The 14,783-nt window shown below is 68.0% G+C and carries 15 protein-coding genes; 8 read left to right on the top strand and 7 right to left on the bottom strand.

Going from position 1 to position 14,783, the window contains the following annotated elements; genetic code table 11:
* Positions 1–439: 439 nt before the first annotated feature.
* Positions 440–2,710, bottom strand: a complete 2,271-nt coding sequence (locus F3J18_RS16180) for a phospholipase C, phosphocholine-specific (RefSeq protein ID WP_166913329.1) — start codon at positions 2,708–2,710, stop codon at positions 440–442.
* Between the two features lie 32 nt (positions 2,711–2,742).
* Positions 2,743–2,910, bottom strand: coding sequence for a hypothetical protein (locus F3J18_RS16175; protein ID WP_161783264.1), 168 nt, complete (start codon positions 2,908–2,910; stop codon positions 2,743–2,745).
* Positions 2,911–3,275: 365 nt separating this feature from the next.
* On the opposite strand from F3J18_RS16175, the gene F3J18_RS16170 reads away from it, so the two are divergent.
* The gene (locus tag F3J18_RS16170; protein WP_166913328.1) at positions 3,276–3,917 is read left to right on the top strand and encodes a YukJ family protein; all 642 of its coding nucleotides are present in this window, start codon (positions 3,276–3,278) and stop codon (positions 3,915–3,917) included.
* A gap of 68 nt (positions 3,918–3,985) precedes the next feature.
* Here F3J18_RS16170 and F3J18_RS16165 read toward each other — a convergent pair whose 3' ends face one another.
* From F3J18_RS16165 to F3J18_RS16155, 3 genes are all read right to left on the bottom strand, one after another.
* Complete coding sequence (locus tag F3J18_RS16165; RefSeq protein WP_345891790.1) at positions 3,986–5,182, bottom strand: DUF2599 domain-containing protein; 1,197 nt, start codon at positions 5,180–5,182, stop codon at positions 3,986–3,988.
* A 339-nt stretch (positions 5,183–5,521) separates the two neighbouring features.
* Entirely contained in the window at positions 5,522–5,821 is a 300-nt protein-coding gene (locus tag F3J18_RS16160) for a helix-turn-helix domain-containing protein (RefSeq protein WP_166913326.1), read from the bottom strand.
* Positions 5,822–5,834: 13 nt separating this feature from the next.
* On the bottom strand, positions 5,835–7,079 hold the full coding sequence (locus tag F3J18_RS16155) for an MFS transporter (protein WP_166913325.1): 1,245 nt from the start codon (positions 7,077–7,079) through the stop codon (positions 5,835–5,837).
* 145 nt (positions 7,080–7,224) lie between these two features.
* On the opposite strand from F3J18_RS16155, the gene F3J18_RS16150 reads away from it, so the two are divergent.
* Positions 7,225–8,148, top strand: coding sequence for a LysR family transcriptional regulator (locus F3J18_RS16150; protein ID WP_166913324.1), 924 nt, complete (start codon positions 7,225–7,227; stop codon positions 8,146–8,148).
* A gap of 80 nt (positions 8,149–8,228) precedes the next feature.
* Positions 8,229–8,552 carry a hypothetical protein gene (locus tag F3J18_RS16145; RefSeq protein WP_230677946.1) on the top strand — a complete coding sequence of 108 codons (324 nt, stop codon included), beginning with the start codon at positions 8,229–8,231 and terminating at the stop codon, positions 8,550–8,552.
* A 25-nt stretch (positions 8,553–8,577) separates the two neighbouring features.
* Here the strand turns inward: F3J18_RS16145 and F3J18_RS16140 are convergent, their stop codons facing one another.
* Positions 8,578–9,486 (bottom strand): hypothetical protein, encoded by a 909-nt coding sequence (locus F3J18_RS16140; protein WP_166913323.1) that lies wholly within the window; start codon positions 9,484–9,486, stop codon positions 8,578–8,580.
* Positions 9,487–9,679: 193 nt separating this feature from the next.
* On the opposite strand from F3J18_RS16140, the gene F3J18_RS16135 reads away from it, so the two are divergent.
* From F3J18_RS16135 to F3J18_RS16125, 3 genes are all read left to right on the top strand, one after another.
* A complete protein-coding gene (locus F3J18_RS16135; protein ID WP_036036627.1) occupies positions 9,680–10,108 on the top strand; it encodes an ACT domain-containing protein in 429 nt (142 codons plus the stop codon).
* A gap of 26 nt (positions 10,109–10,134) precedes the next feature.
* The gene (locus tag F3J18_RS16130) at positions 10,135–10,788 is read left to right on the top strand and encodes a glutathione S-transferase C-terminal domain-containing protein (protein WP_166913322.1); all 654 of its coding nucleotides are present in this window, start codon (positions 10,135–10,137) and stop codon (positions 10,786–10,788) included.
* Between the two features lie 162 nt (positions 10,789–10,950).
* Complete coding sequence (locus F3J18_RS16125) at positions 10,951–11,823, top strand: hypothetical protein (RefSeq protein ID WP_166913321.1); 873 nt, start codon at positions 10,951–10,953, stop codon at positions 11,821–11,823.
* A gap of 85 nt (positions 11,824–11,908) precedes the next feature.
* Here the strand turns inward: F3J18_RS16125 and F3J18_RS16120 are convergent, their stop codons facing one another.
* The gene (locus tag F3J18_RS16120; protein WP_345892522.1) at positions 11,909–12,475 is read right to left on the bottom strand and encodes an ABC transporter permease subunit; all 567 of its coding nucleotides are present in this window, start codon (positions 12,473–12,475) and stop codon (positions 11,909–11,911) included.
* A gap of 527 nt (positions 12,476–13,002) precedes the next feature.
* Between F3J18_RS16120 and F3J18_RS16115 the strand changes: the two genes are divergently transcribed.
* Both F3J18_RS16115 and rfaE2 read left to right on the top strand, forming a co-directional pair.
* Positions 13,003–13,869 carry a hypothetical protein gene (locus F3J18_RS16115; RefSeq protein ID WP_025097084.1) on the top strand — a complete coding sequence of 289 codons (867 nt, stop codon included), beginning with the start codon at positions 13,003–13,005 and terminating at the stop codon, positions 13,867–13,869.
* 185 nt (positions 13,870–14,054) lie between these two features.
* On the top strand, positions 14,055–14,540 hold the full coding sequence (gene rfaE2 / locus F3J18_RS16110; RefSeq protein ID WP_025097083.1) for a D-glycero-beta-D-manno-heptose 1-phosphate adenylyltransferase: 486 nt from the start codon (positions 14,055–14,057) through the stop codon (positions 14,538–14,540).
* Positions 14,541–14,783: the final 243 nt, after the last annotated feature.

Here is a 14,783-nt window from a genome sequence, read left to right as displayed (position 1 = left end):
CGATTCGTCTGTGGTTGGCTGCGCTCGTGTGGCGCATGTCGGTCTGGTCGACACGGAGACCGTGAGACAGGATAAGCACGTGAACATCGCTTGTCATCGAGAATCGTGCGGCTCTGGCGCCATGCCAACCAGCCCTCATTCCTGCAGGTGCGTCTCGATATGCGCTTTCCGTGCCTGAGCGGGATCGACAATGTGCTCGCTCGCGCGTGCCGATGCGCTGCCTGAGCGGCCGAAGCTCACGCGCAAGGTCGATGGTGGGATAGGCGAGGTGGGCCCTCGCGCGGCCAGGCGCGAATAGTTCACGCAGCGCGTTGTCCGCGCGCGTTCGCGTTTCATCGTCACGCGGACGTTGCCGCCGCTATCGTTCCGAAGTCCTGACGAAGCTCCCGTCTCGCCTGCCAAGCCGCCACCGAATCCGTCCCGGCAGGCGCCACGCACCTCAGCCCGCCATCCCCATCGCCGGATCGGATATCGAATCCTTGCCGGTCTCGATGCGTCCCGCGAAGCGCCGCGAGAAACTCGGCGCATTGCTGCTGGCGACCGTGAAGTCGTACCAGTTGCCGTGCTCCGCGACGCTCCAACTCAGTTCGCCCGAGGCGTTCGCGGCAAGTTCGAGCGTCCACGGGCCGTCGCCGCGATAGGCGTTCGCCGTCACGGTGAACCGTGACGGCTGGCTGCCGCGATTGAACAGCTTCACGCCGAGCGCCGAGGCATCGCAGGGCTGGTAGCAGACCTGCACCTCGGGATCCGCGCCGGCCGCGATGTCGCCCAGCTTGCCGACGTATTCGCGGTGATAGCCGTTCGGCCCGAGCACCCAGAGGTCGTAGCTGCCCTGGTCGGCGGCATCGGGCGTCCAACTGCCGCTCAGCGTCTTGCCGGCCTCCACCACATAACGGCGCGGGATCCGGTCCAGATGCAGGCGGTCATAGACATGGAACACGGCGCCCGCCGCATTGGCGCTGGCGTTCGCGAATTCCAGCGTGATCGACCCGGCGGCCGGATGCGCGGTGGTGTGCAACTCATAGGGCAGCGCGCGCGAGGCACGCGTGCCGGTGGCCTGCGCGGGCAGCGCCGAGGTGAGCGTCGCGCCCGGCACCGGGATCGCCTTGGCGGCGCCCTGCGAGGCCGCCAGCGAATCGGCGCTCACCTTGGTGGTGCGGCCCGACAGCGTGGGCAGCGTGCCCTCGTTGGGCGAGACGAAGTTGAAACAGGAGGTGAGGTCGCCGCAGATCGCCCGCCGATACGCGCTGATCTGCGGCTCGACCACGCCGAAGCGCTTCTCGAGAAACATCAGGGTGGAGGTGTGATCGAACACCTGCGAATTGACGAAGCCGCCGCGGCTCCACGGCGAGATCACCCACATCGGCACGCGCGGGCCGGGGCCGTAAGGGCGGCCGTCGATGGCGGGCTGGTTCGCGGTGGCCGGCGTGAAGTCGTGATACTCGGGCGCCATCTGGGCGGCCGGCAAGGTGCTGCCGCCGGCCAGCGAGCCATCGGGATTGCGCGAGGGCGCGCTCGGCGGCGGCAGGTGGTCGAAGAACCCATCGTTCTCGTCGTAGTTCACCAGCAGCACGGTCTGGCTCCAGACCTCGGGGTTGGCAGTCAGTGCGTCGAGCACTTCCTGCACGTACCAGCCCCCCTGCGCCGGGCTCGACGGCCCCGGATGCTCGCTGTAGTACGAAGGCGGGATGATCCACGACACCGCCGGCAGCGTGCCGTTCTGGATGTCGTCGCGGAAGGTCTCCAGGAAGCCTTCCGGCATGGTGTTGCCGAAACCCTTCGCGAGCGGGCTCAGCGCGTCGTCGATGTTCGGATCGTAGAACGGGCCCGCGGCCGTTACCGCCTGCCTGATGTCCACCGTCGACACGTACATCGGGCGGCGCGCTTCCGGCATCTGCTCGATCGCGGCGCGCCAGTGGCGGAAGCTCATCATCTCGTTGCAGCCGAAATTGTCGACCAGGCTCTGGTAGACCTTCCAGCTCACGCCGGCCTGCTGCAGCCGGTCGGCATAGGTGGTCCAGGTCCAGCCCGAGGTGGACGGGCCGATGTCGTTGCCGCCGTTGAACTCGTTGTTGAGCGCGGCCACGCGCACCGGGTTGTGGTCGGCCGGGCCCAGGCCGTTCGGGCCGTTGGTGCCGCTCCAGTAGAACAGGCGGTTGGCGATGGTGCCGGTGTGCATGCCGCAGTGATAGGCATCGCAGATCGTGAAGGCATCGGCCAGCGCGCGATGGAAGGGCACCTCGGCGGCTTCGTAGTAGCCGAGCGAGAGCGGCGTCTTCGCGCTCGGCCAGGCCGACATACGGCCGTGATCCCAGGCGGCCTGCGCGTCGTTCCAGGTGTGTGGCGTGCTGCCGGCGCGCAGCGCGTTGCCCTGCGTCTCGTCGAGGTGGTAGGGCGTGAGCGTGCTGGTCGCGCCGGCCTTGGTGTAGCGCTGGTGGAAGATGTTGGCCGCACCTGCCGCCGACGGCACCGCGAAGCGGTCGCCATAGCCGCGCACGCCGCGGAAAGTGCCGAAGTAGCTGTCGAAGGAGCGGTTCTCGAGCATCAGCAGCACCACGTGCTTGACGTCCTTGAGCGTGCCGGTAGCGTTGTTGGCGTCGATCGCGAGCGCGCGCCGGATCGCGGGCGGAAAGCTCGAGAGCGTGGCCGCGGCGGCCGCGCTGCCGAGCGTGGTCTTCAGGAACCGGCGTTTGGAAGAGTCGAAGGTCATGCGAATGGGCTTCCTGGCAGGGTTGGGGCGGCTCAGGGAGCCGGTGCGCAGTGACGGGTGCCGCAGGCGGAGGCGGATTCGCCGGTGGACGGTGCCGGGCGCGGCGCGTCGTCGTTGCCGCCGCAGGCGGCCAGCAACAGCGTGGCGCACAGCAGCGCCGTGCCGAGCAGGAGCGTGCCGCGTATCGAAAGGCGAGACATGCTTATTGTCATCCGTAAGGACAGCGAGGGAACGGGGAACGCGCCGGCCGACGGTTCCGCATGCGGGACGGGCCCGGGATCCGAAGCTGACTGTAAGCTTGGTTTTTGGCAGGAATGTGAAGCCGATTGCAAGCATGGCGAACGGGCCTGCGCATGAGAACGTTGCCGCGCGCACATTCCTTCGTCGATCGACAGGAATTGCCGAATCCGCTGCCCGATCGTTTCGGGCCCGGTAGCGCTTACCGGTCGAAAGGAAGGCGCGCCTGCGCGTTGCGCATCGACTGCTCGCGGCTGCAACTCCGGCGTCGCGAAACTGTCAGTCGCAGGCGGCAGAATCGAATCCTCACTCACGACAGGACCTTCCGATGGCACTGAACTATGGTTTGCTGAAGGGCACCGTTTCCGGGCATCTGCGCAATGCCGACGACGATCATTACCAGATCCTCGTGCATGCCGGCGACGAGGTGTTCCGGATCGCGGTGAACGTGAAATCCTCGGCGCCGCACGCGCCGTCCACCGTGCTGTTCGAATCGCGCGACACGCTGCCGGATTCGTTGAGTTCGCAACTGATGGCGGCCGGGATCGGCTTCACCAAACTGGCGAGCAAGCCGGGCGGCCTGGCGATCGACTTCGTGCGCGGCGGCCTGGTGGACAGCTCGGCGATGGTGCCGGTGCCGCCCGACGCGCCGGGCCAGGACAACGACCTGAAGGACCGCCTGGAGAGCGCGGTGGTGAAGGCGATGGACCAGGCCGGCTCGCAGGTGTTCGCGTTCGGCTCGAAGTGGGGCCCCGAGGACAAGCCCGACCAGTATTTCAAGTTCGTGCCGGGGCAGGGCGTGCACGACATCCACATGAACCAGGGCAACTCGGGTTCGTATCGCAAGGACAACGGCGTCTACCAGGACGGCTGCCTGATCCTGCATTACCCCGACGACACCTGGCTGGCGGTGTTCCTCGCGTTCCAGTCGCAGACCTTCGATACCGACGACCACGGCAACCCGCGCTGAGCATGTGAGCGCCGATGGCGTGCATGAACCGCCGGCGCGCGGTTCATGCACGGCCGGGCCTCATGCGCTCACAGGTTGTTGCAACTCTTGGCGACCGATTCCTGCTGCGAGGTATAGGGCCGCGACGGCTCCAGGTTCCATTCGGCCTTGTTGCGCGCGATCTGGAAGTGGCAGACCAGTTGCCGGCGCATGCTGGCGAGATTGCTGTCGCGATTGTCCTCGTTCTCCTTCCACGGCGCGTCGAGGTAATGCTGGACCACCAGCTCGTTGAAGAAGTTGTTGGTCTGCTCGTCCTTCACCGCGCGCCCGCAATCGGTCGGCACCACCTGCAGCGAGGCGATCTTCTTCTTGAAGCCCGGGTCGTCGCGCCAGATCCAGGCCGCGCTCTGCACGTAGCGATCGCAACTGTTCTTCGCCGTGACCGGCCAGATCGCCTGCTTGCGCTCGTTGTAGATGAACTTCGCATCGTCCTGGCGCGTCTGCGGCAGTTGCAGGTTGATGATCGGCAGGTACTGTTGGGTGCTTTCATACCACTGGATCTGGTTCAGCCGCGCGCCTTCCACGCCGCTGTCGTCGGCGTAGAACAGGGCCATCACCGAGGGCGAGCGCGGCGGATCCTCCTCCCACTTCGCGATGCGCAGCTCGTCCTGGGTCTGCATCGATTCCTCGCCCATCTTCTGCATCGACAGGATGCTCTGGTAGAAGGCCGGCGCCGCGTCCTTGTTGCGATCGTCGCGCACGTCGAACGAGCACTGCATCGAGTGGTCGCCGTTGTGCTTGCGGTAGTCGGCGTACCACTGGTCGGCGGTGGTGATGCCGAGATCCTGGCAGGACTTCTCGACATAGTTGGGCGTGAAGCTCGAATCGGTGCAGCCCGCCTGCGCGCGCGCGTCGGTGGCCGCGTCGATCGGGAACGAGCAGAGCACGTCGTAGTCCTTGTTCTCCTTCGGATTCCCGAAGATCGGATTGAGGATGAAGCCGCTCTTCAGGCCATAGGCGAGGCGGCGGAATTTCGCGTCCTTGCGCAGGTAGGAGACCGAGATGCCGCCGCTTTTCTGGCTCTTCGGGCTCACGCTGTAGAACATGTAGTCGGTGGACGGCCAGGTGGCGCGGAACAGCACGCCCGAGCACAGGAAGGCCGGCTTGGACGGCCCGCCGCAATCCTGGCGCGTGTCGTTGTAGAGCTTGGTCAGCTTCTGCGCGACGTCGCCGCCCTCATCCGCCCGCGCGAGGGCGGGGGCGATCAGCAGCGCGTGGCAAAGCACGAGACTCAATGGTGCGAATCGTGGTGCGAATCGGATCTTTTTCATCAACGGCCTCTTGTTCGAATAATCGGAATGGAAACGATCGATGCGATTGTTTGAACGGATTGCGGTGGTGGCCCCCTGTGGACATCGGCTGAAAGCAATTCGATGAATTGTTGACGCCTTGCCGGATCGGATTTGCCGGCCGGCGATCAGAGAATATCGACGAATAAAGGCGATGAAAATCGGCGCGGAGAAAATCCCGGATCGGGAATTTCTCCGATTGTATTTTTCATATTAAGTATTTTGATTGGCAGGCGGAAAATCCGCGCGACGCATTACCGACCGAGCAAAGGATCCTCAGAATTCGCGAGCCATTCCGGCGATGAAATCGGCGATCGCGGCATCGTCGCGCGCCACGAAGATCCACTGGCCGACCGGCGTGGCGATCACCAGCCCGGCCTCGCGCAGCAGCGCGACGTGCGCCGAGACGGTCGATTGCGACAGCCCGCTGCGGGCCACGATGGCAGACAGCGGCGTGCCGTGGCACGAATGCAGCCGCGCCGATGCCGGGAACGCGTCCGGCGACTTCAGCCAGCGCAGCACTTCCCGGCGAAACGGATGCGCGAGTGCCTTGTGGGCGAGGTCGGGATCGATCATCGCGAGCGCCGCGTCAGCGCGGGCCCAGGCAGCGATGCACGAGCGCGGCGGCCAGCCCCGCCGCGACGCCGAACGCGACCACGCCGTGCCAGCCGAAGCGGGCCATCAACGCGCCGCTCGCGATGGCGCCGAGCGCGCCGCCCACGAAAGTGGCCGTCATGTAGAGGCTGTTGATGCGCCCCTGCGCCTTCGGATCGGCGGCGAAGGCGCGCGTCTGGTTCGCCACCAGGCCGGCCTGCACGCCGATGTCGAGCACCACCACGCCGATCACCAGCAGGGCGAGCGAGCTGCCCGCGCCGGCCAGCACCAGGTAGGCGGCGGTGACGATCGCGATGCTCAGGCCGATCACGCGCCGCGTGCCGATCCGGTCCGAGGCACGGCCGCCGATGGTGGCCGCCATCGCGCCGGCCGCGCCGATGATGCCGAAGCCGCCGGCCCAGGCGCTGCCGAGATGCCAGGGCCCTTCGGCGAGCAGGGCCGCGAGGTTGACCCAGAAGGCATTGAAGGCGGCCCACAGCAGCGCCTGCACCAGCATCGATTCACGGATCGGGCGATGGTCGCGCGCCAGCGGCCAGAGCGAGGCGAGCAGCCGGCCGTAGCCGAGCGTGGTGCTCGGCACGCCGCGCGGCAGCAGCCAGGCCGCGGCGAGGCCTACCGGCACCATCGCGGCGGCCTCCACCGCGTACACGGCGCGCCAGCCGTAGCGCGCGGCGATCACGCCGCTGACCGCGCGGCCGAGCAGGATGCCGACCATGATGCCGGTGACCACCGTGCCGACATTGCGGCCGCGCTGCGAGGGCGCCGACATCACGGCCGCGAACGGCACCAGTTGCTGGGGCACGCAACTGACGACGCCGAGCCCGAAGGCGGCGCCGATCAGCGAGCCGAGGTTCGGCGCGAGCGCCGCGGCGAGCGCGAGGACGAAGGCCAGCGCGATCTGGCCGAGCGCCAGCTTGCGCCGGTCGTAGCGGTCGCCGAGCGGCAGCAGCAGCGCCAGCCCGGTGGCGAAGCCGAGCAGGGCCGCACCGGCCACCAGGTCGGCGGTGGCCACGTCGGCATGCAGGCCCTGCGCGATCAGCGGCAGGATCGGCTGGGTGCAGTAGATGTTGGTCACCACCGCGCCGGCGATGGCGGCCATCGTGATGATCTTGCCGCGCGAGGCGGCGGGGGCAGCCGGGGCGGCAGGCGTGGCGGGATGCGCCGCGGGCGTGGCCGGCGCGGCGCGCGGGGCGCCGACGGCGATGGGCAAGTCGTTCATGGCAGCTTCCTTTCCTGGCGAATTCGTCGTCGTCACCGGCGGCGGGTGTCGCGGGCGCGATGATGGGAAGCCAGCCTACCGACTTGCTCGTGGAAAGATAATCCAACAGAATCTGGAATCATCTTTCCAGAATTCGAGAGGCAGCATGAATCGGCTCGAGTCGATGTCCTTGCTGGTGGCGGTGGTCGATGCCGGCAGCATGTCGGCCGCGGCGCGCCGGCTGGGCATTCCGCTGGCCACCGTGAGCCGCAAGATCGCGGAGCTCGAGGCCTACCTGAACACGCGCTTGCTGCATCGCACGACGCGCCAGCTATCGCTGACCGAGGCCGGCGAATCCTATGTGGCCGGCTGCCGGCGCATCCTCGACGACATCGCGGAAACCGAGCGCGCCGCCACCGGCGAATACGCGGCGCCGCGCGGCGAGCTGATCGTCACCGCGCCGATCGTGTTCGGGCGCCTGCACATCGTGCCGGCGGTGGCGGCCTTCCTCGCCCACTATCCCGAGATCGACGTGCGCCTGGTGCTGACCGATCGCGTCGCCCACCTGATGGAGGAGCAGATCGACGTGGCGCTGCGCATCGGCGAGCTGCCCGACAGCAGCCTGATGGCCGTCCGCGTGGGCAGCGTGCGCCGCGTGACCTGCGCGAGCCCGGCCTATCTGGCCGCGCACGGCGCGCCGGCCGAACCCGCCGACCTGGCGAATCACCCCTGCATCAGCTTCGAGGTGCTGGCCTCGCGGCGCGCCTGGGTGTTCGAGGCAGGCAAGGGCGAGCTGACGGTGCCGGTGCATTCGCGTTTCGCGGTGAACACGGCCGAGGCCGCGATCGATGCGGCCGTGCTCGGCGTCGGGCTGATCCGCGTGCTGTCCTACCAGGTCGAGACGGCGCTGCGCGAGGGCGCGCTGGAAGTGGTGCTCGACGGTTTCGAGGCACGGCCGCTGCCGGTCAGCCTGGTGCACAAGGGGCAGGCGCCGATGCCGCTGAAGCTGCGCGCCTTCCTCGATTTTGTTGCACCGCGGCTGCGCGAACGCCTCGCGGGGCTGACGGCGGCGGCCGGCGCGCCGCGCTGAGCGCTGCCTGATCGATCTTGGTGGGCGGCCGATCGCCGACTAGACTACAAAGCTCCTTGGCTATCCGGGGTGGGGCTGCCATGAAGATGAAGATCGATTTCCACGCGGACCCGGTGGACGTGGATGCGATCTGCCGCGATCTCGAGAACGGCGAGATCACGGTGATCCAGACCACGCGGCCGAACTTCAGGGATCTGCACGAGGCGGTCAGCCCGCTGATGCGCGGCTCGGCGATCCTGCCGCTGGCGGTGCGCGATGCCGACGGCAACTGGCACTGGTATTTCCTGAACGGCGATTCGCAGCCGGCGCCGCTGGCCGAGGTGGATGCGCGCGTGGCACGCGCGATCGCGCTCTGGCAGGCGGCGGGGCGGCCGACGCCCTATCACGTCGCGGCGGCCCGCTAGGGGTCGCTCGGCCCCGCGGCCCGCCTCAGGGCTGCGCCGTGCCGCTCGCTGCAGCGTCCCCGGTCGGCGAGGCCGCCTCGCTCACCTTGATCCAGCCGACGATCGCGCCCGCGCGCGGATTGCTGAAACGCACCTGCAACCAGGTCATCGCGTCGTTCGCGCCCACCAGCGCGAGCTTGTCGCCCGCCACCACGTAGCGGCGCGTCGGCCCCTCGTGCGGGCTCTCGTGCAGCGCCAGCCTCGGCACCGCCACCGTCATGCCCGCCTCGCCGCCGCCATAGGCCTGCGGCTTGCGGTCGATCACCTTGCCGCTCGCGTCATGGCTCACCAGCAGCGAGGCGGGGCCGTCGTCGGGCTTGCCGTCCACCAGGTCCTGCACCTCCTGCGGCAGCTCGCGGCTCGCCTGGTACAGGTAGAGCACGCCGTCGGCGCGGTAGCGATAGGCATCGGTGTACCAGATCGGGCCGCCGCGGCAGGAGCTGTACAGCGTGTGCTCGGCCGGCTTCGCGTCGAGGTTGGTGAGGTCGCCGCAGTTGCCGAGCTTGTCGCTGCCGGGCGCGAGCCTGAGCGGCACGAAACGGCGGCTGGCCGCATCGAACAGGTAGACCTGGTAGCTCTCGTTGACCATCCCCAGCGTGGCCGAGAAGGCCAGGTCCTGGTGGCCGTCGAAGTTGTAGTCGCCCGAGCCGTATTGCGTGTTGCCGTCCTCGTCGCTGACGCCGATCTCCAGCTTCTGCGTGGTGTTGTCGGGCGACAGGCGCACCAGCACGTGATTGCCGTCGGCGCGCGTGATGGTGGCGGTGGTGCTCGCGTCGACCTTGACCGTCAGCAGCGGCTTGGCGGCCGAGGCCGGCACGGCGGCGCCGAGCAGGCAGCCGGCCAGCAGCATCGAGAGGGCGGGAGCCAGGGCGTGTCGCGATTCGGGGATGCGCATCGTGGAGGCGGCGCCGGCGCGCCGATGGTCGGGATGGCGGCGAGCATGCCATGGCCGGGCGGCCTTCGCAATGCGGGGCCGCTGTCGCGATCTCGCTCGGCAAGCGCGGCCGATTCGTTGCATCATGACGGTCCGCCGCGCCGGCCGGCCGCGTGCCGCGCGGCCCTTTCCACATGAGGCACGAGCCCACGCCATGAACCGAGCCCCCGAAGGCCAGACCGACCTGCAACGCCTGTTGAGCGGCATCGATCCGCTGCTCGACGAGGTGATCTACACCTTCTGCACGGTGCCCTGCGATACGCCGGGCACGCCGGCCGGCTGCATCTGCAGCTTCGACGAGCGCGAGGGGCGCACCCTGATCCTGCCGCTGGAGAAGGCACGCGAGTGCGGCCTGCAAGCCGCCGGCGAATGGGCCAGGATCACGCTGCAGATCCATTCCTCGCTGGAGGCGGTCGGCTTCATCGCGACCGTCGCCACGGCGCTCGCGCGCGAAGGCATCAGCGCCAACGTGATGTCGGGCTACTACCACGATCACGTATTCGTGCAGTGGGCGCGCCGCCACGAGGCGATCGACGCGATCCGCTGCCTCGCGCTGGACGCCGGCCCGGCAAGCGCGACCTGAACCTGACCGACCCTGGAGAGATGAAGATGCTGAAGATCATGACCGATGCGACCTCGCCGTTCGGCCGCAAGGTGGTCGTCGCCGCGCTCGAGCGCGGGCTGGAGGTGGCCGAGCAGTTCGTCGACATGAAGGCGCCGCAGCCGCTCGCGCCGTTCAATCCGCTCTGGCAGATCCCGACGCTGGTGTTGTCGGAGCGCGAGGGCGTCTACGACAGCATGGCGATCCTGCTTCACCTCGATACGCTGCACGAGCAGGCGCCGCTGGTGCGTGTCGGCGATGCGGCCGCGCTGTCGATGCTGTCGCTCGCCGATGGCTTGATGGAGGCGGTGCTGGCGCGTCGCGTCGAATCGCTGCGCGAAGCCGCGCGCCAGGACGACGGTTACCTGGCGAAGCTGGAGGCGCGGATCGGGCGCTCGCTCGATGCGATCGATGCGCGCCGCGAGGAGCTCGGCGACGCATTTGGCGATGAAGCCGGCGGCCTGCCCTCGGGCACGCAGATCGCGGTGGCGGTCGCGCTCGAATACACCGACTTCCGTTATGCGCGCGACTGGCGCGAAGCGCGCCCGGCGCTCGCGGCCTGGCTCGCGAGCTGGGCCGAGCGCCCGAGCATGACGGCCACCGCGCCCGGCACGCGCGAGCCCTTCGTCGGCAGCCTGCGCGACGCGCATCCGGCAAGCTGATCGTTGCATCGAGCGGCGCGCACGAACGAGGCCATCGCCCCTTCTGTGCGCCGCATGTCGAACCGACACATTCGCTTCACCGCCACGTCATTTCGCAGTGCTAACTTGTGAGGGCTTCGCCGAGCGGCGAAGTGTCGTATCCCTCCACTCATGAGCACCGAAATGACAAAGATCAGATTGCATCATGCGGCGGCGCTGGCGTTGTTCGCCGCGTCCCAGCTCGCCCACGCGGGCACCCCGAGCGTCGGCAGCCGCGAATACAAGGTCCTGCTGAATCCGCAGGCCTTCCAGAGTGCGCCGGCCGATGCCGCCAACCGCTTCCTCACCGACCTGAAGGCCAGCCTCGCCGCCAACGGCTTCGACAGCAGCGTCAAGAAGAGCTTCGCGGCCGATCACGACCGCAGCGTGCTCTACTACGACACGGCCGGCAACTGCGCGGTGAAGACGGCCGGTTACTCGATGCGCCAGCGCAACGAGAGCGGCAGCCTCGACATCGAGCTGAAGTTCGGCTCGGCGAGCCAGGCCACCTCGGCCAATACCGACGTGAGCGGCAGCTCGTCGAAGGCCAAGACCAAGCTCGAGGACGACATCACGCCGCCGGCCAGGGAGACCTTCTCGCATTCGACCAGCGAGCCGCTGTCGAGCTCGAAGAACATCAACAAGCTCAGCGACATCAAGGATCTGTTCCCCACCACCAAGACCTTCGACAGCATCAGCGGCCAAGCGCTGGTGCCGGTGAGCGGCCTGTCGATCCACGAGCTGACCTTCGACGGCCCGACCAGCGATCTCGGCCAGGAAGACGCCGACTTCACCATGACGGTCTGGTATGCGAACGGTTCGAGCACGCCGGCGCTGGCGGAGATCTCCTTCGAGGTCGACGTCAACGACGATGGCGTGTTCACCGACAAGGTGAGCTCGCGCTCGCAACTGATCTTCAACACCATCCAGGGCATGACGAACTGGGTGCAGTCGCCCAGCTCGACCAAGACCGCCTGGGTCTACCAGTACCAGCCGAACTTCTGCAGCGGCCAGTAAGCGGCGGCCAGGCGCCAGCCTGGTTGTCCGCAGCAGACCGCGCCGGCACGCGTGAGCGTGCGGCGCGGTTTTTCATTCGGCAGGCTCAGTGCAGCGTGTCGAGCCGCCTGGTCCAGCGCGAGGCCAGCGCCAGCAGCACGCCGCTGATCAGCAGCATCAGCGTGCCCATCGCCATGCCGTCGCCGATCGAGCCCTGCTCGAACTGCTGCCAGATGAACACCGAGGCGGTCTGCACGCCGCTGGGCGCGAGCAGCAGCGAGGTGACCAGTTCGCGCGAGGCCACCGCGAACACGATCATCATCGAGGCGGCCAGCGGTGCCGCCGCGAGCGGCAGCACGATGCGCCACAGCACGCGCGCGGGCGTGGCGCCGTGCACGCGCGCCGCCGCCTCGAGACTGCCGCCGATCTGCCGCAGCGCCGCGCTCGCGTAGCGCACCGGGTAGGGCAGCAGCAGGCAGGCATAGGAGAGCAGCAGGATCACCCAGCTGTTGTAGGGCGTGACGGGCCAGAACGGCAGGTTCCAGGCCAGGATCAGGCCCACGCCGATCACGATGCCGGGCATCGCGTGCGGCAGCAGGGTGAGCGCGTCGAGCGCGGCGCGTCCCGGCGTGCGCGTCTTGACCACCACCCAGGCGCACAGGAAACCGAGCACGCCGGTCAGCAGCGCGGTGCCGGCGGCCAGCGAGAGGCTGGTGCCGGACGCGCCGGCGCCGCCGCCGGCCGAGCCTGCCGAACCGGGTATCGGTTCGATATCCGAACCGAATCGCCCCGATTGAGGCGGCTCGGCTGGGCGGCCAAAACCGCGACGGTTCGCCGCATCAGTGTCGCGGATCCGTCACAGGTGCGTGCTATCATCGCCGACGCCGAATTCATCCAAGCGGGTGCTGGCGGCGCGATCCGTCCCTGACGCTCGCGCGCACGGCCCCGACAACGACAGCCGGCCTCGAGCCGGCCCCTCTCAGGTGCGTGCGAGGCTCGGTCTGTTTCGGGCGTCGCGCGTTTTGCCCCCACAAGCGCTTGCGCGGCAGCAATCGCGTCGCGGTGCCAAGTGCATCCGGCGCGCGTTTTAGCGCGTAAAATTACCGATTCGTCAGGTGAGCGCCCCGATTGTGGGGGCTCGACGCAACAGTCACGTTTAGCAGTCGCATTGTGCAGAACAGGGGTGGGACCATGAACACCATGCTTTATCCGGAACTCTACAAATCGCTCGAAGCCGTCCGCTGGGACATGGAGAAGGACATCCCTTGGGACAAGTTCGACGCCTCGCTCCTGACCGACGAGCAGGCGAAGACGATCAAGATGAACGCGATCACCGAGTGGTCGGCGCTGCCCGCGACGGAAATGTTCCTGCGCGACAACCACCACGACAGCGACTTCTCCGCCTTCATGAGCGTCTGGTTCTTCGAGGAGCAGAAGCATTCGCTGGTGCTGATGGAGTACCTGCGCCGCTTCAAGCCCGAGATGATGCCGACCGAGGCCGAGCTGCATGCGGTGCGCTTCGAGTTCGACCCGGCGCCGCCGCTGGAAACCCTGATGCTGCACTTCTGCGGCGAGATCCGCCTGAACCACTGGTACCGCCGCGCGGCCGAGTGGCATACGGAACCCGTCATCAAGCACATCTACGAAACCATCTCGCGCGACGAGGCACGCCATGGCGGCGCCTACCTGCGCTACATGAAGAAGGCGCTGGTGAACTGCGGCGACGTCGCGCGCTCGGCCTTCGCCAAGATTGGCGTGCTGATGGCCTCGGCGCGCCGCACCGAGAAGCCGCTGCATCCCACCAACCTGCACGTGAACCAGTCGCTGTTCCCGCGCGATACCGTGCAGTCGCGCCTGCCCGATCCGGAATGGCTCGAGCGCTGGCTCGACGAGCAGATCCGTTTCGATGGCGAGTGGGAGAAGAAGGTAGTCGACCGGATCCTGCACAACCTGTCGATCCTGTTCGAGCGCACCTTCGCCACCGCGCAGGAGCTGAACCGCTACCGCAAGGAAGTCACGGGTCGCCTGCAGACGCCCGAGAGCGGCGCCGCCACGCAACCCGCCTGAGGCGGCAGCCGCTTCATCCATCGACTCGCCAGTCATTCGCCAGTCGATTTGCAGCACACCAAGCCCGCCGAAGTTCGCGCGGGCTTTTTTATTGGGCGGCGCGTAGCATGGCCGATCGAGCCGATCGAGCAGATGCGCCGGCTCGCCCGATTCCCGTTTCCCTTCTTCCAGCCGGACCGAAACCGATGCCCGCCGCCTTCGAACGTAAATTCACCACCCGCGAGGCGCTCGCCGCCCTGCGTCCGACGCTGAGCTCGCCCGTCGTGTTCACCAACGGCGTGTTCGACATCCTGCATCGCGGCCACGTCACCTACCTGGCCGACGCGAAGGCGCTCGGCGCCTGCCTGATCGTCGGCGTCAACAGCGACGCCTCGGTGCGCATGCTGGGCAAGGGCGACGATCGGCCGATCAATCGCCAGGAAGACCGCATGGCGCTGCTGGCCGCGCTCGAATGCGTCGACTGGGTGGTGGGCTTCGAGGAACAGACGCCGATCGACCTGATCGCCGCCGTGCGGCCCGACGTGCTGGTGAAGGGTGGCGACTACGACATGGATGCGCTGCCGGAATCGGCCCTGGTGCGCGGCTGGGGCGGCAAGGCGCTGGCGATTCCGTTCGAGTTCGAGCGCTCGACCACGGCGCTGCTGAAGAAGGTGCGCGCGCACCAGGCTTGAGGTGAGGGAGGGCCGCGGCGCGCTGGCCCTGGCCCTGGCCCAAGAAACAACGCCGGCTTCGGGAGCGAAGCCGGCGTTTCATCACCGAGGCGGCTTCAGGCGCGCAGCTTGTGATGCGGCTTGACCGGCCGCGAGGCAGCCGCGCGGCGGCGCTTGCCCTCGGCCAGGGCCGCCGGCGCGACCGCCAGCGTGGCGGCGGCGAGCGGGGCGAGATGCTCGAGCCGCGCCAGATGCGCGGGCGAG

The organism is Burkholderia sp. Ax-1720 (assembly GCF_011753035.1).
GTDB lineage: Bacteria > Pseudomonadota > Gammaproteobacteria > Burkholderiales > Burkholderiaceae > Burkholderia > Burkholderia gladioli.
Note: the sequence above shows the minus strand (reverse complement) of the source record. Positions and strands in the feature narration are given on the sequence as shown.

Excerpts from the sequence above, each read along its gene's own strand:
- F3J18_RS16170 (WP_166913328.1), top strand. The coding sequence starts at position 3,276 with ATGGCACTGAACTATGGTTTGCTGAAGGGCACCGTTTCCGGGCATCTG.
- F3J18_RS16115 (WP_025097084.1), top strand. The coding sequence starts at position 13,003 with ATGCTTTATCCGGAACTCTACAAATCGCTCGAAGCCGTCCGCTGGGAC.
- F3J18_RS16145 (WP_230677946.1), top strand. The coding sequence starts at position 8,229 with ATGAAGATGAAGATCGATTTCCACGCGGACCCGGTGGACGTGGATGCG.
- F3J18_RS16150 (WP_166913324.1), top strand. The coding sequence starts at position 7,225 with ATGAATCGGCTCGAGTCGATGTCCTTGCTGGTGGCGGTGGTCGATGCC.
- F3J18_RS16180 (WP_166913329.1), bottom strand. The coding sequence starts at position 2,710 with ATGACCTTCGACTCTTCCAAACGCCGGTTCCTGAAGACCACGCTCGGC.
- F3J18_RS16155 (WP_166913325.1), bottom strand. The coding sequence starts at position 7,079 with ATGAACGACTTGCCCATCGCCGTCGGCGCCCCGCGCGCCGCGCCGGCC.
- F3J18_RS16140 (WP_166913323.1), bottom strand. The coding sequence starts at position 9,486 with ATGCGCATCCCCGAATCGCGACACGCCCTGGCTCCCGCCCTCTCGATG.
- F3J18_RS16130 (WP_166913322.1), top strand. The coding sequence starts at position 10,135 with ATGCTGAAGATCATGACCGATGCGACCTCGCCGTTCGGCCGCAAGGTG.
- rfaE2 (WP_025097083.1), top strand. The coding sequence starts at position 14,055 with ATGCCCGCCGCCTTCGAACGTAAATTCACCACCCGCGAGGCGCTCGCC.
- F3J18_RS16135 (WP_036036627.1), top strand. The coding sequence starts at position 9,680 with ATGAACCGAGCCCCCGAAGGCCAGACCGACCTGCAACGCCTGTTGAGC.
- F3J18_RS16175 (WP_161783264.1), bottom strand. The coding sequence starts at position 2,910 with ATGTCTCGCCTTTCGATACGCGGCACGCTCCTGCTCGGCACGGCGCTG.
- F3J18_RS16160 (WP_166913326.1), bottom strand. The coding sequence starts at position 5,821 with ATGATCGATCCCGACCTCGCCCACAAGGCACTCGCGCATCCGTTTCGC.
- F3J18_RS16125 (WP_166913321.1), top strand. The coding sequence starts at position 10,951 with ATGACAAAGATCAGATTGCATCATGCGGCGGCGCTGGCGTTGTTCGCC.